27 protein-coding genes are annotated in these 22242 nt (G+C 68.5%); 19 read left to right on the top strand and 8 right to left on the bottom strand.

The window, feature by feature from the left end:
* Positions 1–101: 101 nt before the first annotated feature.
* Positions 102–1085: a radical SAM protein gene (locus FHX71_RS21110; protein ID WP_182619405.1), complete on the top strand. Its 984-nt coding sequence runs from the start codon at positions 102–104 to the stop codon at positions 1083–1085.
* Positions 1086–1103: 18 nt separating this feature from the next.
* Here FHX71_RS21110 and FHX71_RS21105 read toward each other — a convergent pair whose 3' ends face one another.
* Positions 1104–1868, bottom strand: a complete 765-nt coding sequence (locus FHX71_RS21105) for an AAA family ATPase (protein WP_182619404.1) — start codon at positions 1866–1868, stop codon at positions 1104–1106.
* Between the two features lie 147 nt (positions 1869–2015).
* On the opposite strand from FHX71_RS21105, the gene FHX71_RS29465 reads away from it, so the two are divergent.
* Complete coding sequence (locus FHX71_RS29465) at positions 2016–2777, top strand: phosphotransferase family protein (RefSeq protein ID WP_182619403.1); 762 nt, start codon at positions 2016–2018, stop codon at positions 2775–2777.
* A gap of 56 nt (positions 2778–2833) precedes the next feature.
* Here the strand turns inward: FHX71_RS29465 and FHX71_RS21095 are convergent, their stop codons facing one another.
* A complete protein-coding gene (locus FHX71_RS21095) occupies positions 2834–3400 on the bottom strand; it encodes a hypothetical protein (RefSeq protein WP_182619402.1) in 567 nt (188 codons plus the stop codon).
* Between the two features lie 165 nt (positions 3401–3565).
* Here FHX71_RS21095 and FHX71_RS21090 point away from each other — a divergent pair, with 165 nt between their 5' ends.
* The gene (locus tag FHX71_RS21090) at positions 3566–3856 is read left to right on the top strand and encodes a hypothetical protein (RefSeq protein ID WP_182619401.1); all 291 of its coding nucleotides are present in this window, start codon (positions 3566–3568) and stop codon (positions 3854–3856) included.
* A 124-nt stretch (positions 3857–3980) separates the two neighbouring features.
* The gene (locus FHX71_RS21085) at positions 3981–5198 is read left to right on the top strand and encodes a sulfotransferase family protein (protein ID WP_182619400.1); all 1218 of its coding nucleotides are present in this window, start codon (positions 3981–3983) and stop codon (positions 5196–5198) included.
* 379 nt (positions 5199–5577) lie between these two features.
* Here the strand turns inward: FHX71_RS21085 and FHX71_RS21080 are convergent, their stop codons facing one another.
* Positions 5578–6681, bottom strand: a complete 1104-nt coding sequence (locus FHX71_RS21080) for a HigA family addiction module antitoxin (protein WP_182619399.1) — start codon at positions 6679–6681, stop codon at positions 5578–5580.
* A gap of 481 nt (positions 6682–7162) precedes the next feature.
* On the opposite strand from FHX71_RS21080, the gene FHX71_RS21075 reads away from it, so the two are divergent.
* The 5 genes from FHX71_RS21075 to FHX71_RS21055 all read left to right on the top strand — a co-directional run bounded on the left by FHX71_RS21075 (position 7163) and on the right by FHX71_RS21055 (position 11099).
* On the top strand, positions 7163–7600 hold the full coding sequence (locus tag FHX71_RS21075; RefSeq protein ID WP_182619398.1) for a multiubiquitin domain-containing protein: 438 nt from the start codon (positions 7163–7165) through the stop codon (positions 7598–7600).
* Entirely contained in the window at positions 7597–7977 is a 381-nt protein-coding gene (locus tag FHX71_RS21070) for a hypothetical protein (protein WP_182619397.1), read from the top strand. Before FHX71_RS21075 ends, FHX71_RS21070 begins: the two co-directional genes overlap by 4 nt.
* A gap of 19 nt (positions 7978–7996) precedes the next feature.
* Positions 7997–9475 (top strand): ThiF family adenylyltransferase, encoded by a 1479-nt coding sequence (locus tag FHX71_RS21065; RefSeq protein WP_182619396.1) that lies wholly within the window; start codon positions 7997–7999, stop codon positions 9473–9475.
* 295 nt (positions 9476–9770) lie between these two features.
* Positions 9771–10214 (top strand): hypothetical protein, encoded by a 444-nt coding sequence (locus FHX71_RS21060; RefSeq protein WP_182619395.1) that lies wholly within the window; start codon positions 9771–9773, stop codon positions 10212–10214.
* 405 nt (positions 10215–10619) lie between these two features.
* The gene (locus tag FHX71_RS21055; protein WP_182619394.1) at positions 10620–11099 is read left to right on the top strand and encodes a YdeI/OmpD-associated family protein; all 480 of its coding nucleotides are present in this window, start codon (positions 10620–10622) and stop codon (positions 11097–11099) included.
* A gap of 59 nt (positions 11100–11158) precedes the next feature.
* Here the strand turns inward: FHX71_RS21055 and FHX71_RS21050 are convergent, their stop codons facing one another.
* Both FHX71_RS21050 and FHX71_RS21045 read right to left on the bottom strand, forming a co-directional pair.
* Positions 11159–11650: an SRPBCC family protein gene (locus tag FHX71_RS21050; protein ID WP_182619393.1), complete on the bottom strand. Its 492-nt coding sequence runs from the start codon at positions 11648–11650 to the stop codon at positions 11159–11161.
* Positions 11651–11682: 32 nt separating this feature from the next.
* The gene (locus FHX71_RS21045; protein ID WP_182619392.1) at positions 11683–12069 is read right to left on the bottom strand and encodes a hypothetical protein; all 387 of its coding nucleotides are present in this window, start codon (positions 12067–12069) and stop codon (positions 11683–11685) included.
* A 96-nt stretch (positions 12070–12165) separates the two neighbouring features.
* Here FHX71_RS21045 and FHX71_RS21040 point away from each other — a divergent pair, with 96 nt between their 5' ends.
* From FHX71_RS21040 to FHX71_RS21015, 6 genes are all read left to right on the top strand, one after another.
* The gene (locus FHX71_RS21040; protein WP_182619391.1) at positions 12166–12597 is read left to right on the top strand and encodes a hypothetical protein; all 432 of its coding nucleotides are present in this window, start codon (positions 12166–12168) and stop codon (positions 12595–12597) included.
* A 107-nt stretch (positions 12598–12704) separates the two neighbouring features.
* Positions 12705–13541 carry a C40 family peptidase gene (locus tag FHX71_RS21035; protein WP_182619390.1) on the top strand — a complete coding sequence of 279 codons (837 nt, stop codon included), beginning with the start codon at positions 12705–12707 and terminating at the stop codon, positions 13539–13541.
* A gap of 81 nt (positions 13542–13622) precedes the next feature.
* Positions 13623–14435, top strand: a complete 813-nt coding sequence (locus FHX71_RS21030; RefSeq protein WP_182619389.1) for a M15 family metallopeptidase — start codon at positions 13623–13625, stop codon at positions 14433–14435.
* A 189-nt stretch (positions 14436–14624) separates the two neighbouring features.
* On the top strand, positions 14625–14984 hold the full coding sequence (locus tag FHX71_RS21025) for a cupin domain-containing protein (protein ID WP_182619388.1): 360 nt from the start codon (positions 14625–14627) through the stop codon (positions 14982–14984).
* A gap of 8 nt (positions 14985–14992) precedes the next feature.
* Complete coding sequence (locus tag FHX71_RS21020; protein ID WP_182619387.1) at positions 14993–15607, top strand: ribonuclease FAU-1 family protein; 615 nt, start codon at positions 14993–14995, stop codon at positions 15605–15607.
* 160 nt (positions 15608–15767) lie between these two features.
* Complete coding sequence (locus FHX71_RS21015) at positions 15768–16472, top strand: class I SAM-dependent methyltransferase (RefSeq protein ID WP_182619386.1); 705 nt, start codon at positions 15768–15770, stop codon at positions 16470–16472.
* A gap of 52 nt (positions 16473–16524) precedes the next feature.
* Here the strand turns inward: FHX71_RS21015 and FHX71_RS21010 are convergent, their stop codons facing one another.
* Together FHX71_RS21010 and FHX71_RS21005 are read right to left on the bottom strand one after the other, a co-directional pair.
* Positions 16525–16875, bottom strand: coding sequence for a hypothetical protein (locus tag FHX71_RS21010; protein WP_182619385.1), 351 nt, complete (start codon positions 16873–16875; stop codon positions 16525–16527).
* A gap of 159 nt (positions 16876–17034) precedes the next feature.
* Entirely contained in the window at positions 17035–17547 is a 513-nt protein-coding gene (locus FHX71_RS21005; RefSeq protein ID WP_182619384.1) for a MarR family winged helix-turn-helix transcriptional regulator, read from the bottom strand.
* 123 nt (positions 17548–17670) lie between these two features.
* Between FHX71_RS21005 and FHX71_RS21000 the strand changes: the two genes are divergently transcribed.
* Both FHX71_RS21000 and FHX71_RS20995 read left to right on the top strand, forming a co-directional pair.
* On the top strand, positions 17671–18609 hold the full coding sequence (locus FHX71_RS21000) for an NADP-dependent oxidoreductase (RefSeq protein ID WP_182620018.1): 939 nt from the start codon (positions 17671–17673) through the stop codon (positions 18607–18609).
* A 90-nt stretch (positions 18610–18699) separates the two neighbouring features.
* On the top strand, positions 18700–19476 hold the full coding sequence (locus FHX71_RS20995) for a DUF4118 domain-containing protein (protein ID WP_182619383.1): 777 nt from the start codon (positions 18700–18702) through the stop codon (positions 19474–19476).
* Positions 19477–19521: 45 nt separating this feature from the next.
* Here the strand turns inward: FHX71_RS20995 and FHX71_RS20990 are convergent, their stop codons facing one another.
* The gene (locus tag FHX71_RS20990; RefSeq protein WP_182619382.1) at positions 19522–20457 is read right to left on the bottom strand and encodes a ferritin-like domain-containing protein; all 936 of its coding nucleotides are present in this window, start codon (positions 20455–20457) and stop codon (positions 19522–19524) included.
* 410 nt (positions 20458–20867) lie between these two features.
* Here FHX71_RS20990 and sigK point away from each other — a divergent pair, with 410 nt between their 5' ends.
* Positions 20868–21449 carry an ECF RNA polymerase sigma factor SigK gene (gene sigK, locus FHX71_RS20985; protein ID WP_182619381.1) on the top strand — a complete coding sequence of 194 codons (582 nt, stop codon included), beginning with the start codon at positions 20868–20870 and terminating at the stop codon, positions 21447–21449.
* A complete protein-coding gene (locus FHX71_RS20980) occupies positions 21442–22239 on the top strand; it encodes an anti-sigma factor (protein WP_182619380.1) in 798 nt (265 codons plus the stop codon). The genes sigK and FHX71_RS20980 overlap by 8 nt, the downstream gene beginning before the upstream one ends.
* Positions 22240–22242: the final 3 nt, after the last annotated feature.

Raw genomic sequence — 22242 nt, 5'->3', positions numbered from 1 at the left:
AGGCCCGCCTCCCCGGGGCGGGTACCCCAACGCAGGCCGGGACCATCGCCCTGGTCTCGGCCTGCACCCCCAGGCACCACCGACATCACCTGGAGGAACAGATGACCGCAACGACCGAACCAACCACCGTCACCCGCGCGGCTGGCCTGGACTTCGTCTGGTTGGAGATCACCGGCAAGTGCCAGCTGGAGTGCATCCACTGCTACGCGGAGTCCGGGCCCACCGGAACCCACGGCGCCATGCAGCGCACCGACTGGCTCGGAGTGATCGACCAGTGCGCCGACCTCGGAGTGCGCATGGTGCAGTTCATCGGCGGTGAACCCACCCTGCACCCCGACCTGGCTGTCCTGGTCGAGTACGCCCTGGAGCGTGGCCTGGAGGTCGAGGTCTTCTCCAACCTCGTCCACGTCTCGACACGCACGTGGGACGCGTTCACCCGCCCCGGTGTGCGGCTGGCGTGCTCCTGGTACTCGACCGACCCGAAGCAGCACCTGCTGATCACGAAGCGGAACACGCACGCCCGCACGAAGGCGAACATCACCAAGGCCCTCGCCCATGGCGTCCCGCTGCGGGCCGGGATCATCGGCATGCTCGACGACCAGAACGTCGCCGCGGCGACCGCAGAGCTGGAGGCGCTAGGTGTGGCGGAGGTCGGTGTGGATCATCTTCGGCAGGTCGGTCGCGGAATCCGCGACCGGGACGCCACGGTCGCCGAACTGTGCGGCGGGTGCGGTGACGGCGTCGTCGCGGTCGGCCCCGACGGCGCGGTGTGGCCGTGTGTCTTCACCAGGTGGATGCCGGTCGGGAACGTCCAGGACGCACTCCTGACCGACATCCTCGACGGACAGGCGCACGCTGCCGCTACGGCAGAGCTGCGGGCTGAGTTCAACGCCCGTGCCGAGCCGCAGGGGTGGGGCGAGAAGTGCAACCCTGACTGCAACCCGACGTGTGGCCCGCACCGGTGTGAGCCGACGTGCGCGCCGTCGTGCGCACCCGCAAGCTGCAACCCGACGTGCTCACCCAAGTGCGGCCCGAGTTGTTCGCCCTGCGCGCCGGACGGTCGGTGCTGGCCCTACTTCCAGTGACCGGTTGGCACCGCCAGCTCAGTCGGCCCGGAGGCGGTGCACGAACCGGGCGGGGTCAGCCAGGAACGCGCGCATCGTGACCACCGGGAGTGTGTCGTCGTACTCCAGGCGCTCGAAGCCATGCTCGTCCAGTTGATGGATGACTGCGCCGGGGATGGCCAGCAGGATCGGTGAGTGCGTGGCGATGATGAACTGCGACCCGCCTTCGGACAGCTCCATCACCTGGGCCAGCAGCGCCATGCAACCAGTCACCGACAGTGCCGCCTCGGGCTCGTCCAGCACATAGAGCCCGTCGGTTCCGAACCGGTGCGTCACCAGGTCCAGGAACGACTCACCATGAGACCGCTCGTGGGGCGAGACGCCGCCGTAGGTGGGCAGAAGTGGTGGAGTGTCGGGCTCTTGGTCGAGGCGTTCGATTTCGGACGCGACATTGAAGTACGACTCTGCCCGCAGGAAGAACCCGTCCCGAGGCCGGCGGCCCGGATGCCGCACCAGACGGAGGTGCTCAGCAAGGGGCACCTCCGTCGTGCGGGTGCTGAACTGGAAGTTCCGCGACCCGCCCTCGACGTTCAAACCGGCAGCGGCGGCGATGGCCTCGACGAGGGTGGACTTGCCGCTTCCGTTGTCCCCGCACAGCAACGTGACCGGGTGGTCCAGGTCGAGCACATCACCGTCGGCCAGCGCTCGGACCGCGGGGATGGTGAACGGCCAGCCCTCCGACGGGAGGCGGTCCGCGCGGGCTTCACGCACGTACGGTCCGCCAGCGGTACGGGTGCGTGTCATGCCAACATCGTGCCGTACCGACCACGACCCCAGGATCGCGACACGTGATCACCATCCCAAGCATCAGAACCGGCGAACGGGGCCAGGATGCAGACCAGCAGCGACCCTGCCGCGCGATACCTGGCTGAGGCTGCCGCAAGGTTCGGCGTGACCGTCGAAGGGGCCGTCGTGACAGGGCACCACAACGGCACGGCCGGTGTCCGGGTCTCGGGTCCGGCGTGGCTGCGGGTAGCGGTCCTGAGTACCAGCTGGGCCAAGGACGACATGTGGAACGGCATCGCCACCGCGACCGGTGACCCGTTCGACGACGTCCCCATGCCTCGCGTGCTGCGGTCCGTCGAGTGGACCGACCGGGACCTGAACGTCCGCGCGGACCTGCTCACCTACATCTCGCAGCCCACGATCGGCACCGGGCTCGTCCTGGAGCACCAGCCCGAGCTGACCGACACCTGGTGGGCGAGCCTGCACGCTGGACTGAACCCGCTGCGGCGTATCGAGGTAACCAAGCGGATGGCCATCAACCCCCGCCGCTTCCAGGCCCAGCTCCTGGAGTGGTTCGGCGTCGAGATCGACCGGGACCGCGTCCAGTGGGAAGTCGTCCACGGCGATCTCCACTTCGGCAACCTGACCGCCCCTGACCTGCACATCCTGGACTGGGAGAACTGGGGCTGGGCCCCCGTCGGCTATGACGCCGCGCACCTCGCCTGTTCCGCAGTCCTGCAACCCGAGATCGAAGCCAAAGTCCGGGCTCAGTTCGCCGACGTGCTCAACACCTACTCCGGCGCCATCGCCCAGCTCATCGTCGCGACCAAGTACCTGCGCCTCGTCGAAGGCGGCGAACACCCCGAGATCGCCGCCCCCATCGGCCAGTACGCGGAGAGGCTGATCCGCGACCATCTCGCGCCCTGACCCCAGTGCGCCCAGTTCTCGTCCTTCACCCGCCGTCGCCGGGATACATCTGGCGACTAGTCGATCGCTGGTGCCGGCAGCTCCTGCACCTGTGGTGGCCACCCGAGGACTGGCAGCCACGATCCGACAGAAGCAATGAACCACATCTCTTGCTCGTGGCTGAGCAACAGGACGAGCGAGCCGCCGTCCGCGCCGGGACCGAACAGGCGGAGGCCGCCATCGTCCTGGAGGCCGGTGGCTCCGAAGATGGGTACGGCCTCAATGCCTGGCGCGACGGTGCGCGGCCGAGACCCGGCCAAGAGTTGTTCCCCGAGGAGGGCACCAAGCGACTCGAAGACGAAACCACGCGTCACGCTCCACATGTGGGGGAACAGAGCGTGGTCGTCTCCAAAAGGGCCGACGAGCAAGTCGACCAGCTTGTCCCGCGCCGATGAATTCGCCACCGGCTCGTTCAGAACGTCCAGGTTGGAGGAAATCCAGCGCTGGACGAACCAGCGCCGTAGCGTCATGTTCAACTCGTACCACGACTGCGAGTCGTCTGATTCGACCACGCGGTTAATCCAGATCAACGCCGTGGCGTGGGGGCTGTCAGCGCTCGTCGGCGCTTCCAGATCGACGTCCATGGCTGTGCAGCCTGGCACACATCGTCGACCGCATTGCCGGGTGGTACGGGTGATTTACCGCCCGGGCGAGATCTCGGCGGTTGCGTGTCCCGGTTCGATAACGGACGCCGGCCGCTGCAGCGCGTGATGTGACCCCGCGGACGCCATTCAGGGAGGATGCATCTCGTGGACGCCAGCAAGCCGCTTTCGGGTCTGTACTCCCCGATGCCGGAGCCAGGGACGAAGAAGTTCTGTGTGTTCTGCCGCGAGCCCGTAACCCTGGAGAGGGCCGAGTCGGGCTGGTTCTACTGGGCGGCGGTCGGCGACCCTGTGGACGGCGGGCGGTACTGCCTCGGTGGCGTCATGGGGAACGTCCACTCGCCGGCTCTGCGCACGCTGCACCTGCCGCAGCGGGAGTCCGATGACGAGCGGTGGGCCTGGCGGTACTCGCCGGAGGGCGAAGGCAGGCTGCAGTAGCGCTGGCCCGCGCCCGCAGGAGGGGTGAAGGTGCACCGCATGGCGCAACACCCCTTGACCACTACACCCTGCCCCGATAGTCCGTTATGTGCAGATAGGAGTCCAGCTACCAGCAAGGAGAGTCGTGAGCCGTGCCCCACGTACCACCCGAGTCCTGAACACCGCGCTGGGCCCTTTCGCCACGGGTTATCGCGACCCAGAAGCGTCCTGGGCGAAGGCGGTCGCGCAGGTCGAGAAGACCGCCGGTACCCAGGACCACGCGTTCGCTGACGACCTCGGCCAGATCCTGCAGGGGGCCGCCGAGATACCGCGGCTGTCGCCGCTGGGCTGGTTCCTGATCTTCAACGAGGTCAAGGGCAAGTACGTCAACCGGCTGCGGGTCAACCGGGCGCTGTCCGAGCACCCGCAGGTCGCCGACGAGCAGATCACCGCGCCGGTGTTCGTGTGCGGACTGCCGCGCACCGCCACCACGCTGGCCCACCGGGTCCTGGCACAGTCGCCGGACCATCGCGGCCCGCTGACCTGGGAGCTGCACCACACGACCCTGCACGACCCGCACACGGCACAGCGGGTGATCAAGCAGCTCGAGCAGGCCCTGTCCCTGATGGAGCTGGTCGCTCCCGGCCTGCAGCAGAAGCACCCGACCTACATCGACCGGCCGGAGGAGTCGGTGCTGTTCTTCGCGCACGGGCCCCAGTGGCCGCTGCAGCGCGGACCGATGTCGTCCTACAGCGCCTGGCTCGCCGACAAGCACGACGTGCGGTCACAGTACGAGTACCTGAAGCTCGGGCTGCAGGTGCTCCAGCACGGCCGGGAGCCCAAGCGGTGGGTGCTGAAGTACCCGGGGCACCTGGGCGACATGGACACCATCCGGCAGGTGTTCCCCGACGCGACGTTCGTGTGGACCCACCGCGACCCGGTCACGGTCATCGGTTCGTTCGCCAGTCTCCTGGAGACCCTGCAGGCCATGTGTCAGCGCGAGACCGACCCCGCAGAGATCGGACGAGCCGCGCTGGATCACCTGGTCGCCCAGGTCGAGCGTGGCCTGGCTGCGCGGACGAATATGCCGCTGTCCTCGATCGTGGACGTGCCGTACCACAACCTGTCCGCCGACCCGGTCACGGTGGTACCCCAGGTGTACGCGGCGATCGGGGCACGGTGGACCACCCACGACCAGGAACACCTGGCCGAGGTGATCGCCAAGCCGAAGGGTGCCCCGTCCCACCAGTACGACCTGTCCCGCTACGTCGACCGCGCCGAGGCCGATGCGGCCTTCGCTCAGTACAACCGCATGCTGGACCGCCTCGACCTGCGCGACGCCACCCCGGCCGTCGAGCTGTGACAGGCCGCCGACGATCTCGGTGGCGTGTCGGAGTTACCGCAACCTGACCGACCACAGAGGGACCGAGTCGCACGGATGACGCACCGCCACTCATGGGAGGAACTGCCACCGCGCTCCGCTATGCCGTCGAAGCGGAGCGCGGGCCAGTGCTGCGTGCTGAGGCTCCGTCGGCGGGGCGTAACTCGACCTTCGCCGCGTTCCTGCACACGGCCGGCGGGTCGGTGCTCATCAAGGGTGTTCCCGACTATGAGCGGCTGGTGTCGGCGCATGAGCACGAGATCCAGGTCAACTCTCTGACGAGTCCAGGGAGGGGATGGGCGCGATGACAGTTCCGGTACAGGCACACGGACCGGCAATCATTCTCGGTGTAGCGCCATCCCTACGTGAGTACCTCAGCGAGGTCAACCTTCTTGCGTAGCTTGGCGATCGGCCCGCCCCAGGTGCTGGTCCGGAAGGCCCACTGCCCTGCGACCACGCTGGGAGACACGCCGAGTGTGTCGGCGAGCGAGCGGATCGCCTCTGCCGTCGTTGCCGCGGAGAGGATGGCCTGGTAGTCCGGTGGAATCAGGTGGTCTTCAGCAAACGCGTTTGCGGCGGTCTCCTGCGAGTCCGCATCGTCGTTTGCCTTGAAGCCGTCATCTATAAAAGTGCTTCTCTTGGGGTGAAGAAGTACGTGAGCAATTTCGTGCAGAATCGTAAACCAGAGCCCGTCGAAAGACTTGTATCGACTGGTTACCGCGATCATTGGCGTTCCGTGTATCCATCGTGAAACGCCGCTGATCCGCGTGTTCGGGATCTCTGGCACAAACACGAGAACCACACCCGCGTCAAGCAGAAGGCTCTGCGTTTCTTTGAATGCTTTTCCTGCGTCATGGACAGTGAGCCGGGGAATCGTTGCAGCAGCGGCTCGCAGCCTTGCCGGATCATACATTTGCGTGTCGGCAATCAGGTCAGCCGCGTGCAGCTCGGACAGCCGCAGCCAGAGCGCTGTTAAGTTCGGATCGATGGCATGGACTTGGCTTCTCTTGTAGGACGCTTGTGGCTCGAGCCAGGTTTTCGTGTACGCGCTCGGCGACGCGACTGAGAAGAAGGCGAGAAGTTTTGCTACGAGTTCAGCGCCTGAGTCTTCAGGATCAATCACGTTTCGGTCGATGAGAACTCGGCGAGGAAAAGCCTTCGCCCAGTCGGCGAAACCTTCGAGAGCGTTGCGCTTTTCGTGTCGTGCTTCTTGTGCCTGATGCGCCGCTTCTAGCCGCAGCCAGGTTTCGGCAGATGTTCCAAGTACCTGCTCGAGGGTGACTGCAACATCGGGCGAAACCGGGGCCGTTCCCTTGATGACGAGATTGATGTGCTTCGGGCTCAACCCAGTGCGCGCAGCTAGTTGCGCTTGGCTGATAGAGCGTGCGTCGAGCTCTCGTTGCAGCAAGCGACCAGGGCGAGGCGGGAAATCGAAGTGGGCATCGGTGGCGGTGTACGTAGTCATGAGGTCTCGATCAGCCCTTGAGTCGGAGGATCGACTGGCCCTGAATGAGGAGATCTTGGACAAGGAGCGCTTGGGACAGGGCGTGATCTGGCAACGACGCCCGGTTCGCAAGGACGTACGGCGCACCATCGGGGCTGAGCGGTCGTGCGTGCATGTCAACCTCCTCGATCGAAAGGGTCAGGTTTCCGGCGTCGACGTCGATTTGGACGCTTTGGAATGTGGCTAGGTGCTCGAGCCGGGGGGCCTGGGAGACGACGTGTAGCAGGTCCTCTGCTGCGTCGGCGTGCGCGCCGAGGGTAGCGCTGAGGCGCGCTCCGGTGAGACACCAGCCCTCGAGCCGAGGGTCTGACCACCCTAGCTGCAAGACTTTACCTCTTTGGTAAATGGTACTTGTGGTACGGTGGGCTTTACCCGACAGGTACATGCTACCTGCGTCCGATCTGGGATGCGGGAGCGACACGCTACAAGGAAGGAGGGCCAGATGGCCCCCTCAACTCCGACGCCCCTGCAGGTCGTCATCGATGACAAGACGTTCACCGTGCACGACGAGGACCAGGAAGCTTCTGCGCTCCTGCGACTCGCTGGCCGAGACCCGAAGACCTTCGACCTCTTCCTCGTGAAGAAGAACGGTGTCGAGGACCGGATCGGTGACGGTCAGATCGTCAACCTCAAGGACGGCGCGCGGTTCGCCTCTCGCGAGAAGGTCCGATTCACCATCGATGGCGAATCCCATAGCTCATATGACGACGACCAGAGCGCGGCCGCCCTACTTCGTCTCGCAGGCGTGGACCCCGCCAGCTACGACCTCGCACGCATCCGGCCATCTGGCGACACCGAACTGTTCCGCGACGATCAGCTCGTCAAGATCAAGTCCGGTGACGAGTTCGTCACCGCCAAGCACGTTGGCGGTGTCGCTTGAGCGGCACTGTCGTCCTGACCGGGGCGGCCCAGCAGTTCGTCGATGACATGACTGCTGTGGGCGCCCCGGCGCGGGCCGACGGCCACCGGATTCTCTACGATGTGATGGCTGTCCACGGCGCGCTTGCGGGGCAGGTTGTGACCACCGGTGTGAGCGTGTCCGAGGTGCAGAGCTGGCCTGCCGTCCCGCCGCACTGGATCCACCTACCTGATTCGGTCACGTTCACCCTGACGAACATGGACGACACTGACTGCCCGCCCGGATGGAAGCGACACTCCCGCGAGTTCAACTACACCGACACGTCTGTGCCGCCGGCCCTCGCGTGGCTGAGGCACGTGCGGGGTTTTGTCTCCACGGCGATCCCGACGGCAGCCTGACATGCGGTACTCCGTGGCCATGACGGGCGAGGTCGAAGCGACCATGCGGGATCACCTCCTCCGCGACGACGGGCAGGAAGACGTGCTCATCGCAACCTACGCCCGTTCTACCGGCAATGAGCGTACGACGGCCCTCATCAAGTCGGTGATCTTCCCCCGAGAGGGCGAGCGGCACGTGCACGGCAACGCGTCCTTCACCAGCGGATACGTTCTACGCGCATCGACGCAGGCGCGTGCGCTTGGCCACGGAGTCGTGCTCCTTCATTCCCACCCACGAGGCCGCGGCTGGCAACAGCTCAGCAACATGGACAAGGAAACTGAGTCTGAGTACGAGCGCGTCGCACGCGGGATCACGAAGATGCCCCTCCTCGGCATGACGCTTGGCGGACGTGACATCTCCTGGTCGGCCCGCTTCTGGTTTGACCGAAGTGGACCCACATGGGCGGAGTCAGTGCGATCGGTCTCGCCGAAGCTCGCCGTCACCTGGAATGACGAGCTTCGTCGCATCCCCCGGGTGACACGTTCACAGCAGCGCACGGTCTCATCGTGGGGCGAGCGCACGCAGGCTTCGATCTCTCGCCTGCGTGTCCTGGTCGTCGGCAGCGGCAGCGTCGGTCTCGACGTCGCGCAGCGCCTCGCCGCAACGGGCCTAGCGACGGTAGGCGTGATGGACTACGACGCGGTAGAGACGGTGAATCTGGATCGCATGATCGGCGCGACCCGTCTCGACGCCGCACTCGGACGGTCCAAGGTCAAAGTCGCTGCGCGTCTTATGAAGTCGTCCGCGACTGCGGAGTCGTTTCAGGTTCGACTCCACGAGCTCAGCATCACCGACCCCGTCGGGCTAAGCGCTGCACTCGACTACGACGTCATCTTCTCTTGCGTTGATGGACCCTGGCCGCGCGCAGTGCTTAACGCGATCGCCTATGCGGATCTCATCCCGGTCATCGATGGTGGGATCGCACTCGATACTTTCCCCGACGGGCGGATGCGCAACGGGATCTGGCGCGCACACACCCTGGTGCCCGGCAGCCCTTGCATGGTCTGCCTTGGACAGCTAGTCATGGGCGACATTTCCTTGGATAAGGGAGGGCTGCTCGACGACCCGGAGTACATCGCTGGAGCTCATCGAGATGCGCCTTCCCGGCAGAACGTCGCCGCGCTCTCCGCGAGCGTCAGCGGCGCCTTGCTGGCGCAGTTTGTGAGCCTGACCGCCCACCCGGGCGGCCGTGGCATCCCGGCACCACTGCGCTACATCCTGTCCACTCACTCTCTCGAGCACTCCAGCGCGAAGTCCGGCCTGCACTGTCCTTACGAGAACGCGACAGCCTCCGGCGACGCCCGCACCCCGATCGCTGAGCATCGTGAAGACTGGCGCACGGTCGTCCACGAGCGCGCGACCAAGAGGAGTCCGTTCCGGCTGCGTGCCCTTGCCGCGGCCGAGGATTTCCTGCAGCACACAGCTTCCAGAATCATCCCCGTGGCGCCGAGAGGTTAGGCAGCCCAACTGTCCGAGCGATCGACGATCTGGCGGCGGATCCACTGCCAGGGCGGGTGTCCCGTCCATTCGGGGATGCCTTCATGAAGTGGCCTCGCCTCTTCGGCTGTCTGGCATATCGGCCGTCGGGCTGTGGTCGTCGTGCGACCCAAGTGAATCCCCGGGTATCCGACAGACCGCCGGTGCTCAACCAGGGGGGTAACGCGTAGCGTCCCGCCAGCAGCGTAGGTCTAGCGGGAGTCCCAATCCATCCTGATTCATTGCTCGGGTCCACTTCGTGCGGGAGATTTGTGTCGTGACTGACAGCTTGCGAGCGATCTACGCCACCAGTGGCATCTTGTGCGTCCTGGCGGCCATCGTCTCCGGCGGCGTGAAGGCGGCGGGTTGGGAACTGCCCGTCATCGAGACCGTCTGGGTCCGGGTCACGCTCGCCTTCTTCGGCGCATCATTGCTGCTCGTGGGTGCCTTTTACCCAGCTGTCCTCGCCCGACTCGCGCGGCCCAAGATGAGCACATATGTCGTTACGACGCGCACAAGCTCCATCACTTCGACATCTGGCTCCCTGGCGAATCCGAGGGTCAAGTCCAGCACGTGGGGCGGGGACAAGATTGAGATTTCAGCCGCGAGGTACGAGAGGTCCGGGGACGGTACTTCGTACACCTTTTTCGACAGCGACGGTCATCCCGTACGAGAGATTTGGCGGTCAGAAGTCGCGAAGATCGAACGCCGCGACGACTGATACGTCGCGATGCTCCACGCTCGCGTACCTACTCCCGTGGATAGACGGAGCCCTAGTTAGTACGGTGGAGCCCGCCGGCTGACTTCTGCCGTCCTCGGCTGCCAGGATGCTGCCGTGGATGACGTGTTGGCCTCCTACTGCGCCTGCGAGTCGACCTCGTCTGGAACCGAGCGGCGTTCAGTCGTTTGGAGCAGGCGATGCGGATGGCCTGTGAGCAGTACGAGGGGCATGAGGATCTGCCGCGTACTACCAGGACTGCCTGGAACGGCTTCGGGACCTGGCGGACTGGTTCTTCCGAGGCGAGCACGCCTACCAGGAGTCGCACGAGTGGCGTGACATCTAGCGTCCTCGCCCAAGAGCTCGCGTCGACGGGGAGTGGCCCCAGGTCCTGGGTACGGTGGCGCGATGAGTACAGCGCGAGCGGAGCGCTTCAGCGCCGTCGTCCGGATCGACGGGCGCGGTCGCACCCATGTGCCTGTGCCGTTCGAGCCGGACAAGACCTGGGGTACCAAGCCGCGCCACCACGTCACGGGCACCTTGAACGGGGTGGGTCTGCGCGGCGTCGTCGAGCGGACGCCGGACGGCGCGATGCTCGTCCTGGGGCCCGCATGGTGCCAGGACGGGCGACTGGCGACGGGCGATCAGGTCGAGATGGTCCTGACCCCCGAGGGGCCCCAGCGCGCTGACCTGCCCGCGGATGTCGCAGCCGCCCTGGACGCAGCCCCCGACGCGGGTGCCTTCTTCGACTCGCTCGCCCAGTTCTACCGCAAGGCCTACCTGCGCTGGATCGAGGCCACCAAGCGACGCCCCGAGCAGCGCCCGGTGCGGATCGCAGAGGTCGTTCGTCTGCTCCAGGACGGCCAGAGGGAACGCCCGAGCGGATGAGCCGCCGATGACCAGGATCGGGGACAGGTTCAAGAAGTGGGTGTGGCCCAGACCGGTGGTCAGCCCTTCGCGTCGCGGACGTCGGTCCCGAGCTCGGCGAAGGCCTTGAAGTCCCGCATGTGCTGCACCGACTGCTTGCGGAAGGCCCCGCGCATCAAAGGCCCCACCAACCGCATCAGCACCGAGTCGAACCGGTACTCGTTCTCGCTCACCCAGAGCGTCGTCCCCGGACCTGCCTCCGTGAGCCGCTCCCGCGCGGCGTTCCACATGCCCTCGGCGACGATCTCGCGCTCGTAGTGCACGACGGCGTCCCGCGGGATTCCGTGCAGGTCCGCCGGCTCCCGGCGGGTGATGGTCTCGACGGCCTCCATCGTCTGCTGCCCCATCTGCATCACGACGCGCGACCGGGCCCCGACCTCTCCGTGCATCCCGTTCAGGGGCTCGTGCAGCACGACGCCGCGCAGCCACTTCTGCAGGTGAGCGGGGTCGGCGAGCAGCTCGACCGCCCGCTCGCGCGGCAGGGCGATCTCCATCGAGACGGTGTACTTCATAGCGATCGCTCCAGTTCTGCGGTGGGGGGCGGTCAGTCGGGCGCGATGTACCCGGTGATCTCCCGGCCACGCCCGGTGTGGGTCGCGCTCGGCGCCAGCGCCTCGTTCTCGGTCCAGTCGAGCGGGATCTCCGTCACGTCCGCGCGGTCGAACTCGATGACCGTGCCGTTGTCCAGGGCGCTGTACTGCGACCGGTAGGGGTCGTCCACGACACCGGTCAGCCGGTCGCCGTCCTGCAGGGTGACGCGCAGGTAGGGCGTGTCGGACCAGCCTGTCTCGGCGCTCCCGTTCTCGGAGACCTGGACCCGGACGACGTTGCCCACCGTGACGAGCTGCCGGATCTCGGGGTGCAGCTGCCCGCCGGACCAGTCGTAGACGTCCTCTGACCTCGGGCGGAACAGCTGATAGCCACCATTCATGCGCTCAGGCTAGCGAGCGAGGCGCCGTGTCAGCAGGTCGCGTCATCACGTCGTGTTGCCTGGCTCCGTGTCCATTCCGTTACTCTTGGGCTCGCCATGACCCTGACACGTGCCGCCCGCTCGCTCCTCGCCGAACCCCGGCGAGAGACCAAGCGTGTCCTGACGGTCATGTTCCTGCTGCTCACCACCCTCGGTGTACAGCTGCTGTGCGGCGTCCACCTCGACGAGGCCGGACACGCCCACCCGGCGACCGCCGTCGGGCAGTACGCGGCCTCTGCCGTGCTGACTGCCGAAGGCGAAGGGGCGAGCGACCACCACGGCGAGACCGGCGCCCACTGCTCCGACAACCGGACGGCGACGGCCCGGTACGACCGGACCGTGTCGCCCTCCGCGGAGCTGGCCACCGCGCCGGAGCTCGCCGAGCAGTGGCTGGTGCCCGACGTCGCGCACGCCCAGCCCACGGTCTCCACCGACGTGGCCGAAGCGGCCGCGCCGTGCCTGCACGCGCTCGGGATCTCCCGGACGTAGACCACCACATCCCGTCGACACCACCCCTCAGGGGTGTCGGCCGGTTCTGCGCGCCCCGAACCCGGGACGCGTGTGGTTCTACTCCGATCCGAAAGGTCCCAGCTTTCATGGAGCCCAGCTTCACCCCCGAATCCACTGTTCGCGGTCGTGGCCGTCACCGGGCGGTCCGCCCCGACCTGGCCGACGTCGCCCGAGCCGCCACCGAGCAGGTCACCTCGCTCGCCGGACGCACCGCCGTCGCGGCCGCGGCCGGTTCCGGCGTGCTGTTCTCGCTGGTCGCAGCCCCCGCCCAGGCGGCACCCGCGCCCGCGTCCGTCAGCGGGTCCGTGGCCGGCTCGTCCGTCCAGGGTGCCCTCAACACGGCCGACCTCAACGCCCTCGCGGCCCAGGCCAAGGAGTCCGTCGCCGCCGCGCCGGTCGTGACCGTGGCCAACGACGCCGAGCTGACGGTCGAGAAGGCCGCCGTCTCGGTGGTCTCAGCGGCGGAGAACGACGAGTACCAGGCGGAGCTCGCCGCCGAGGCGGAGGCTGAGGCAGCCGCCGAAGCCGAGGCCGCCGCGGCAGAGGCTGCCGAGGAGGCCCAGGCCGCGCTCGACATCCCGGCCTCGGCGTCCGGCTCCGCCGTGGTGTCCGTCGGGATGCGGTACCTCGGCGTGCCCTACCTGTGGGGCGGCTCGACGCCCGCCGGGATGGACTGTTCCGGGTTCACGTCCTACGTGTACGCCCAGGTCGGCGTGAACCTGCCCCGCACCTCGTCCGAGCAGCGGTACGCGGGCCCGGAGGTCTCCTGGTCCGAGGCGCAGCCGGGTGACCTGATCTGGACACCCGGGCACATCGCGATCTACGCCGGCGACGGCATGCAGATCGAGGCGCCGGTGCCGGGCAAGACGGTCCGCTACACGGAGATCTGGCAGTCCAACCCGACGTTCATCCGCGTGCTCTGACGCGCTCCGCGTGAGGGGCGGGCTCAGGCCCGCCCCTCACACCCCCGCCTTCGACCCCGCTTATCCCCAGGAGCAACACCCATGGCAACACCCACGCGAGCACGCCCCGGGCGGGGCCGGCACAGCAAGGGCCGGCACTCCGCGCCGTCGTCGGGCAGCGCGCTGTCCGTGGTCACGGGGCGGTGGCCGTTCAAGCTCGGGGTGGGGGTCGCTCTCGTCGCCACGATGTCGGTCACGGTGGCGACCGCGGGCGGGCCAGGAGACGACGCGGGCGACCTGGCGGGCGCCGCCGTCGCGCTCACCGGCCCGTCGTCCGGCGCGGTCGACGCGGCGCGCGACCGGGACGGCGCCGCATCCCGCAGCCAGGAGCGTGCACCCCGTGGAACGGCCGACGCCGGCATCACCGTTCCCCAGGACGCGACGATGTCCGGCGGGGAGAGCGAGGCCGTCGACGTCGAGGCGCCGCCCGTCCTCCCGGGCTGCGACGGCGAGGCCACCGGTGCGGGGGTCAACGGCAACCTGCCCGCCGACGAGCTGTGCGACCTCTGGGACGGCTACCCGCCGATCCGGGCCGACGCCGCCGTCGCCCTCGCCCGCCTGAACCAGGCCTACACCGAGCAGTTCGGCGAAGCGCTCTGCCTCACCGACGGCTACCGCAGCTACGAGCAGCAGGTCACCGCGAAGGCGCAGAAGCCGACGCTGACGGCCACACCGGGCAAGTCGAACCACGGCTGGGGCGTCGCAGTGGACATCTGCGCCGACGGCTACGCCGGCGAGCGCTGGGACTGGCTCAAGGCGAACGGTCCGCAGTACGGCTGGGACAACCCGCAATGGGCGCTGGCCGGCGGCGTCGGCCCGTACGAGCCGTGGCACTGGGAGTTCACGGCGGCGTGACGCGAACCGCTCCGGCTGACGCCGCTCCGATTGACGCCGCCAGTAGTGAACGTAGGTGTAGTCGCACTCTGAGCGCTCAGAGTGCGACTACACCTACGTTCACTACTGGCGGCGTGACGCCACGGTCCGCGCGGCGCGTGCACGTGCGGACGAGGCATGTCCGACGACGGCGCCTGCCAGACTGCCGTGATGTCGTTCAGCAAGATCTCGCTGGAGGGCCGGCTGACGGTGATCGCCAGCCCGCGCCCGCCGTCGGACGACGGCTTCTGCTCGGACCGGCTCCAGGTGCTGCACTGGCGCGTCGACGAACCTTTCGGTGACGACGGAATCCACCTCCACCGGGCGAGCGACGAGGTCTACGTCGTCCTGGAGGGCGCCATCGACCTGGACGTCGACGGGTCGCGGATCACGGTGGCGGCGGGTGAGGCCGCCACCGTGGGCGCGGGCGTCCCCCATGCTCTGGTCGCTGTGCAGTACCCCGCGCGGGGGCTGACGATCCGCGGTCCCGCGATCGACGACAAGGTCGTCATCGGCGGGGAGAGCTTGTGACACGGGCAATGACCGTCCGGGACCTCGACTTCCATCCCGACGAGAACGACGTCCGGTGCTATCGCGTGCCGGACGCCGGTCTCCTCGTGAACGACTCCAGCAGCTACGTGCGCCAGAGCCTGGAGCCAGCGACCTTCGGAGACACGGACGAGATGCTCGTTCTTCGACACTTCGCTTTCGCCGACGAGTGGTTCAAGATCAACGCGACCTATGACCTCTCCGGCAATCTGATGGAGACAACGTCGCCCGACGGAGTTTCGTTCGCGCTCAACTGCGATATCTCGACTCCGATGGTTCGTGTCGGGGACGACGTCTCGGCGGTCGACCTCTTCCTCGATGTGCTGGTCTCCCTGGACGGTACCTACAGGGTCGTCGACGAGGACGAGTTCGCGCAGGCGTCGTCGGCCGGCGTCATCTCGACGGCGGAAGCACATGCCGCGGAAGAGGGCCTCGCGCGGCTCCTGGACTGGATTCGGACGGGTCGGCTTCGCGAACTTCTCGACGAGGTGTCGTCCGCACCGGTCGAGACGGCGCCGGCACCACTGCCCTTCGAACGAGTGCCGTTGAGCGAGGTCCCGTCGGTGTCTCCCAGGACTCGCCGGACCTGGCTGGCCGACGACTGACACCGCAGATGTGGAGGTTTGCCGATCTGCCGCCTACCTGCGTGAACGTGGTCGGCAGGTACCCGGCGCTCTTGTGAAAGAGCTCTGACTACGCGGCCCTCGCAGCCAGACGGCCCGCTAGCGTCACGCGGGACATGGACCGTCCGGCGAAAGGGATCCGATGAAGGCCGACCACTACGACGAGTTCGCGGCGAGCTACGACACCGAGAACTCCGGCAGCCTGCTCAACGCCTGGTACGAACGGCCGGCCATGCTCCGGCTCGCGGGCGACGTGCGCGGCCGCAAGATCCTGGACGCCGGCTGCGGCTCCGGGCCGCTGTCCGTCGAGCTGCGTGACCGCGGTGCCCACATGAGCGGGTTCGACGGCAGCCCCGCGATGGTTGAGCTCGCCCGCGGCAAGCTCGGAGACGACGTGCCGCTGGTCGTCGCGGACCTCGCCCAGCCGCTGCCCTACGCGGACGACTCCTTCGACGACGTCGTCGCCTCCCTCGTGCTGCACTACCTCGAGGACTGGGAGCCGCCGCTGGCCGAGCTGCACCGAGTGCTCAAGCCCGGCGGCCGCCTCATCGTGTCGGTCAACCACCCGCTCGCACGCCCGTTCCTCTTCCCGGACGAGGGCTACTTCGGCACCCGGCAGTTCACGGACGAGTTCGAGTTCGCGGGCCAGCCCGGGACGCTGACGTTCTGGCACCGCCCGTTGCACGCGATGTCCGACGCCTTCGCCGCCACCGGATTCAGCATCACGTCCATGGCCGAGCCCGCGCCGTCCCCGGACACGCCGACCGAGCTCCTCCCGCCGCGCATCGCGAGCGGGGAGCGGAGCGCCTTCGTGTCGTTCCTCTTCTTCGTCCTTGAGGCTCGATAGGCCACGCGTCCGGTGACCACGCCCTGAGGGCATGTGACCCGTGCGGGCGGCGCTACCGAATCTCGCCGAACTCCTCCACGTCCTTGATCACCGCCGTGCAAGCCTCGTCGGTGTCGCGATAGAAGGGGGAGAAGTTAAACGGCCCTTCTTCGATCTGATATTCGAGGTCGGTCCAACCGCCCGTCCAGGCCGTGATCGCGAGCACGTCGTCCGACTGTCGCCTGTGCACGACGAATCCGACGGACTCCGGAACCTGAATGCTTGAGCGGTCCGGCGTGATCTGTCGGGGCCACGCCTCTGCGTCGCGCCAGGTCAGCGGGCTCACCGTCGCCCAGCGTCCCCACTCGTTCATGACCGGCCGCAGCCGGTCGGCAAGAACATCCAGGTCGATGACGCGTTCCACGGCGTACATCCTGCCCCGCTGCCGTCCCCGTACTGTCCGACGGCCGACGCCGCGGACGAGGTGCAGGACGCCGCGCGGACGCTGGTCGACGAGGCGCTCGCCTGACGTGTCAGACGTACAGGTCACCCCGGTGACCTGTACGTCTGACACGTTCCGGCTCTAGTCCGTCGCGGCGGCCTTTCGGCGCCGCCGCGCCCCCGCCGACCGCGGCGGCGTCTGCCGCATGTGGTCCCGCGCGCGGCCGAGGATGTCCGCGAGCGTCTCGACGTCGGCGCGTGACAGCGGGGCGAACAGCAGGTCGTCGAGCGTGGCGACGTGCCCCGGGAAGACGTCCGCGAGGACGGCCCGCCCCTCGTCGGTGATGGTGACGGTGACGCCGCGCTCGTCGTCGGACGACTGCGACCGGGTGACGAGGCCCCGCTTCTCCAGCGTCTGGGCCTGGTAGGTGAGCCCGCTGCGGCTGTAGACGACGCCGTCGGCCAGGTCGGTCATCCGCCGGCTGCCCGTCGGGGAGTCCCCGAGGGTCGCCAGGAGCTGGAACTGCACGTAGCTGAGGTCCCCGGCGTCCCGCAGCTGCTGCTCGACCGAGTGCTTGAGCAGGCTGCTCGCCTCGATCAGGGCGAAGTAGGCGCCGAGCTGCGTGGCGTCCAGGGGCGGGGGAGTCGAGGTCACGTCGCCAGCCTAGCCAGCCCCCAAGATGCTTCCAACTCGAAACACTTGCTTCCAGTTCGAAGCAGTGTTAGCGTCCTCTCCAGTTGCTTCGAATCCGAAGCACTTGACGAGGAGAGCGACATGATGAAGGCAGTGCGGTTCCACGAGACGGGCGGCGCCGAGGTCCTGCGGTACGAGGGCGTCGAGGTGCCCGAGCCCGGTGCCGGCGAGGTGCGTGTCCAGGTCGCCGGCTCGGCGTTCAACCCGGCCGACGGCGGCATGCGCGGCGGGTTCCTGCCGATCCCGGTGACCCTGCCGCACGTCCCGGGCTACGACGTCTCCGGCACGGTCGACGCGCTCGGCGACGGGGTGGACGGCCTCACCGTGGGCCAGGCCGTGGTTGGGTTCCTCCCGATGACGGCCGACGGCTCGGCGGCGCAGTACGTGATCGCCCCGGCGGACGCGCTGGTGGCTGCCCCGACGCGCATCCCGCTCGCCGACGCCGCCGGGCTGCCGTCGGTCGGCCTCACCGCCTCGCAGGCGCTGTTCGAGGCTGGCGGGCTCCAGGCCGGCCAGCGCGTGCTGATCAACGGGGCGGGCGGCCCGGTGGGCGGCTACGCCGTGCAGCTCGCCAAGCGTGCCGGCGCGTACGTCGTCGCGACGGCGAGCCCCCGCAGCGAGCAGGCCGTCAAGGCGGCGGGTGCGGACGAGGTCATAGACCACACGACCACCCCGGTGCTCGACGCGGTGACCGAGCCCGTCGACGTGTTGCTCAACCTCGCCCCGATCGACGCCGAGGGCTTCGCCGCCCTGGCCACCCGGGTCCGCGACGGCGGCGTCGTCGTCTCGACCACGCCGAGGGTGCAGACCCCCGGCGACGAGGCGCGCGGCGTGCGCGCGGCCACGGTCTACGTCCACCCCGACGCCGACGTGCTCGCGGGCCTGGTCGCGCTGGTCGACAGCGGCGACCTGCGCGTGGAGATCGCCCGGCGCGTCCCGCTGAGCGAGCTGCCCGCGCTCCACGAGCAGGCCGACGCCGGGCAGGTGCACGGCAAGGTCGTGGTCGTCCCGCCCGCCGTCTGACGGCGGTCCCCGCCCACCGTCTGGCGGTGCGATACCGGAGCGAGTCGCCACCGCTCGCGCCGGGCCGCCGTCGGCGCAACGATGATCAGCGTGACCGGAAACGTCTCGGCGTGGCCCTCGGCGGCATGGTGGCGTCCGGCGGTGAGATGGGCGGCCGTGCTGGCGCCGCTGATCGTCTGCGCGATCCTGTACACGGTGCGCGACCAGGTCACCGCCGCCGCCTCCGTGCTGGTCCTCGTGCTCCCGGTGGTGGCCGCGGCAGCCACGGGCGACCGGCCGGCCGCGCTCCTCGCCGCCTTCTCGGGCGGGGTCTGGTTCGGCTTCTTCCTCACCGAGCCGTACCTGCGCTTCGTCATCTCGAACGCCGAGGACATCGAGGCGACGGCCCTGCTCGTCGTGATCAGCCTCGCGGTGACCGAGCTCGCCCTGTGGGGCTACCGGCAGCAGGGCCGGGAGGCGCGGCGCTCGGGCTACCTCGCCGGTGTGCTCGGCGCCGCGCGCGCGGTGGCCGACGGCAACGTGCCCGCGAAGACCGTGGTCGACGTCGTGGCACGCGAGATCACCGAGGTGCTGGAGGCCGAGGACTGCCTGTACGTCGCGGGGCCGGTGGGGGACGTGCGGTTCGCCGTCCTCGACCACGACGGCGTGCTGACCCGCAACGGCCGCCCCGTCGACGTCGACCGCGTCGGGCTGCCGGTCGACGAGTACGTCGCGATCCCGGTCCGCCGGAGCACGGGCGTCGTCGGCTACTTCCGGGTCTCCGCGGTGTCGCACGCGGTCTTCCCGTCGCTGGAGCAGCGGCGGTTCGCCGTGCTCATGGCCCACCAGGTCGCCGCGCTGGGGGACGAAGGGACGGGCGCCCGCTAGGCGGCCGGGCGGGAGACCCCACCCGGCCGCCGAGGTGCGAACGACTCAGGCGTTGCGGTCGCTGACCCGCAGCGTGCCGTTGACGCTGTCCGGGAAGAAGCCGCCCTCGGTCACCTGGGCCGGGTTCAGGTAGACGATGTTGAGCACCTGCCCCGGCGTCCGGCTGTAGGCGACGCCGTTGACGTCAGCCGGTACGAGGTTCGCGTCGCCGCGCTTGACGATCCCCTGGTCGAGGTCGGTCCTGCCGTCCAGGCTGTCCCGCGCCGTCGAGATCGCCTCGGCCTCCTTCGCGAGGCCCTTCTCGAACAGCGCGCTGCGCACGACCCCCGCGTGGTACGCCTCGACGGCCAGGATGCCCGCGGCCGCCTCCAGGTACGTCTTGTTGGTGATCAGGGGCGAGGCGCCCTTGTACGCGGTGACGCCGACGTCCTCGAAGATGTAGGCGCCCAGCAGGAAGCTGTCCTCGTCGGCGAACGGGTCGAAGGTCTGGCCGGCGCCGATCAGCCCCGCGGCCTGTGCCGCGGCGGTGAAGCTGTGCTTCAGGTCGATGTTGGGCTGCGCGGTCTTGGAGCTGCCGAGCGCCGTCCGCAGGAACCGGACGTGCGCCAGCTCGTCCCCGGCGATCTCCTCGGCGTACTGGCGGATCCGCTTCGACTTGAACGGCACCTTCGAACCGCCGGTGACCCTGCCGATCGTTCCCTGTCCTCCGGTGAGCGAGCCGTTGATGCCCTGGCCCGTGGCGGCAAAGGAGTAGAACTGTGCCTCCAGGTATTCGAGCTGGAGTGCGAAGTTCAGGATCGCGTCGTCGCTGATCTGGTCTTCCTCGGTCGCCGCCGCGCGAGACGGGTTCTGCGCGAGGAGGGTGGCGCCGCCGATCACGCCGAGGCCGCCCACCCCCGCCGCCCGCAGGAAGTTGCGGCGGTCGGTCTGGCTCTTCGTGCTGCGGCCGATCATCTCGGCCACCATCTTCTTGCCGAACATCGTGTGTACCCCTTCACTGTGGTGGATGGGTCGTCACACACCCGGAGAAACGGCGACAAAGAAAATCCCGTGACTTCTTTGTCGTGTTTTCTGTGAGCTTGATTTTTCCGATACCCCCAGGGGTGCGTGGTGGGTTCGGCGCGCGGATGGTTTCGGATTGGTCACTTCGCGAATTCTTTTTTCGCCATTAATATGACCGTTTCCCGGTGTTTTCTGGCGAAAACACGACCCCATCCGGGATCGGTTCGGCACCGAACCCCCTGCGCAGGACTCGACGCGCGCTGCGTGGAGATCAGGTGTATAGGGCCCGGAAGGACGTGGACCAGATGGCGATCGCGGTGCATGCACCCAGTGGAGGCTTCGTCCTGCCCATCAGGAGACAAAAGGCATGGGTGAGGCAGACTAGGGCAGTGGCTTCACCACCAACCCGCACCTCCTCGCACAATGCCGTCAACGCACTCCTCGTCGCGTGCGCAGACGGGGACCCGGCATCATTCACGCCCGTGTACGACGCGCTGAGCCCGGTGGCCTACGGCGCCTCCCTCGGCGTCCTGCGCGATCCCGACCACGCGGCCGAGGTGACCCAGGAGGTGATGGTGGAGGTGTGGCAGACCGCCGCGCGGTTCGACCCCTCCCGCGGCTCCGCCCGTACCTGGGTGGCGACGCTGGCGCGCCGTCGCGCGGTGGACCGGGTCCGCTCGGAGCAGTCCCGCCGGGACCGCGACCAGCGGGACACGGACCTGCGCACCAACGAGGCGCAGCGGGACACCGTCGTCGAGGACGTCGAGCGCCGGCTGGAGGGCTCCGCGGTGCGCCGCTGCATCGAGGGGCTCACGCCGACGCAGCGTGAGGCGGTGGTGGTCGCGTACTACGGCGGCCTCACCTACCGCGAGGTCGCCGAGCAGCTCGACAAGGCCCTGCCCACGGTCAAGAGCCGCATCCGCGACGGGCTCAACCGGCTGCGCGACTGCCTGGGGGTGCGCCATGTCTGACGGGAACACCGGCCGGACGAGCAGCTTCCCGGGGAGCACGCGTTCCGACGTCTGGGACCTGCTGCCCGGGTACGCCCTGGACGCTCTCGACGACCCCGAGCAGCGGGCGGCCGAGCGGCTCCTCGTGTCGGACGCCGAAGCGCGCCGGGCGCTCGACGAGTACTTCGACGTGGTCGCCGCGTTCGTGGTCGAGGCCGAGCCGCCCGCCGCGCTGCGCGCGAGCGTGCTCGCCCGGGTGCGGCGCACCCCGCAGCAGGGCGCTCCGGTTCGGCCCGACGCCGGCACCGCGCCCGACGCCGGCCCCCGGGCCGACGCCCGCGTCATCGAGATCTTCTCCCGACGTCGTCGCCGGAAGTGGGGCCTCGCCGCCGTGTCCGTCGCTGCCGCCGCGGCCATCGCGGTGCCGACCACCGTGGCGGTCCAGGTGACGGCGGAGCGCGACGAGCTGCGCCAGCAGAGCGACATCGTGTCGCAGATGCTCGTGGACCCGGACGCCTCGGTGCTCCACGGCCCCGTCGAGGGCGGGGGCGAGGCGTCGATGGTGGTGGCCGACGGCGACATGTACTTCCGCGCCGACGACCTGCCGGAGCCCGCCTCCGGCCAGGGTTACCAGCTCTGGGTGGTCGGCGGCGACGGCAGCGTCTCCTCCGCGGGCATGCTCTCCCTGCGGGACGGGCAGGCCACCTCGCTGGTGCGCGGGTCCGAGGGCGTGGGCCTGGCCGTGTCGGTCGAGCCCGACTCGGGTTCGCGACAGCCGACGACGGAGCCCGTCGTGGTCCTCGGCACCTGACCG

Origin of the sequence: Promicromonospora sukumoe, from assembly GCF_014137995.1 — a bacterium.
Taxonomy (GTDB): domain Bacteria; phylum Actinomycetota; class Actinomycetes; order Actinomycetales; family Cellulomonadaceae; genus Promicromonospora; species Promicromonospora sukumoe.
This window is presented reverse-complemented; position numbering and strand designations above follow the sequence as displayed.

Bases quoted from the DNA above. Each gene is read 5' to 3' on its own strand.
- FHX71_RS21035 (WP_182619390.1), top strand. From the start codon at position 12,705: ATGGAGCCCAGCTTCACCCCCGAATCCACTGTTCGCGGTCGTGGCCGT.
- FHX71_RS21030 (WP_182619389.1), top strand. From the start codon at position 13,623: ATGGCAACACCCACGCGAGCACGCCCCGGGCGGGGCCGGCACAGCAAG.
- FHX71_RS21110 (WP_182619405.1), top strand. From the start codon at position 102: ATGACCGCAACGACCGAACCAACCACCGTCACCCGCGCGGCTGGCCTG.
- FHX71_RS21020 (WP_182619387.1), top strand. From the start codon at position 14,993: ATGACCGTCCGGGACCTCGACTTCCATCCCGACGAGAACGACGTCCGG.
- FHX71_RS21025 (WP_182619388.1), top strand. From the start codon at position 14,625: ATGTCGTTCAGCAAGATCTCGCTGGAGGGCCGGCTGACGGTGATCGCC.
- FHX71_RS21055 (WP_182619394.1), top strand. From the start codon at position 10,620: ATGAGTACAGCGCGAGCGGAGCGCTTCAGCGCCGTCGTCCGGATCGAC.
- FHX71_RS21045 (WP_182619392.1), bottom strand. From the start codon at position 12,069: ATGAATGGTGGCTATCAGCTGTTCCGCCCGAGGTCAGAGGACGTCTAC.
- FHX71_RS21000 (WP_182620018.1), top strand. From the start codon at position 17,671: ATGAAGGCAGTGCGGTTCCACGAGACGGGCGGCGCCGAGGTCCTGCGG.
- FHX71_RS20980 (WP_182619380.1), top strand. From the start codon at position 21,442: ATGTCTGACGGGAACACCGGCCGGACGAGCAGCTTCCCGGGGAGCACG.
- FHX71_RS21015 (WP_182619386.1), top strand. From the start codon at position 15,768: ATGAAGGCCGACCACTACGACGAGTTCGCGGCGAGCTACGACACCGAG.
- FHX71_RS21075 (WP_182619398.1), top strand. From the start codon at position 7,163: ATGGCCCCCTCAACTCCGACGCCCCTGCAGGTCGTCATCGATGACAAG.
- FHX71_RS21040 (WP_182619391.1), top strand. From the start codon at position 12,166: ATGACCCTGACACGTGCCGCCCGCTCGCTCCTCGCCGAACCCCGGCGA.
- FHX71_RS21050 (WP_182619393.1), bottom strand. From the start codon at position 11,650: ATGAAGTACACCGTCTCGATGGAGATCGCCCTGCCGCGCGAGCGGGCG.
- FHX71_RS21080 (WP_182619399.1), bottom strand. From the start codon at position 6,681: ATGACTACGTACACCGCCACCGATGCCCACTTCGATTTCCCGCCTCGC.
- FHX71_RS21095 (WP_182619402.1), bottom strand. From the start codon at position 3,400: ATGGACGTCGATCTGGAAGCGCCGACGAGCGCTGACAGCCCCCACGCC.
- FHX71_RS21105 (WP_182619404.1), bottom strand. From the start codon at position 1,868: ATGACACGCACCCGTACCGCTGGCGGACCGTACGTGCGTGAAGCCCGC.
- FHX71_RS21065 (WP_182619396.1), top strand. From the start codon at position 7,997: ATGACGGGCGAGGTCGAAGCGACCATGCGGGATCACCTCCTCCGCGAC.
- FHX71_RS20990 (WP_182619382.1), bottom strand. From the start codon at position 20,457: ATGTTCGGCAAGAAGATGGTGGCCGAGATGATCGGCCGCAGCACGAAG.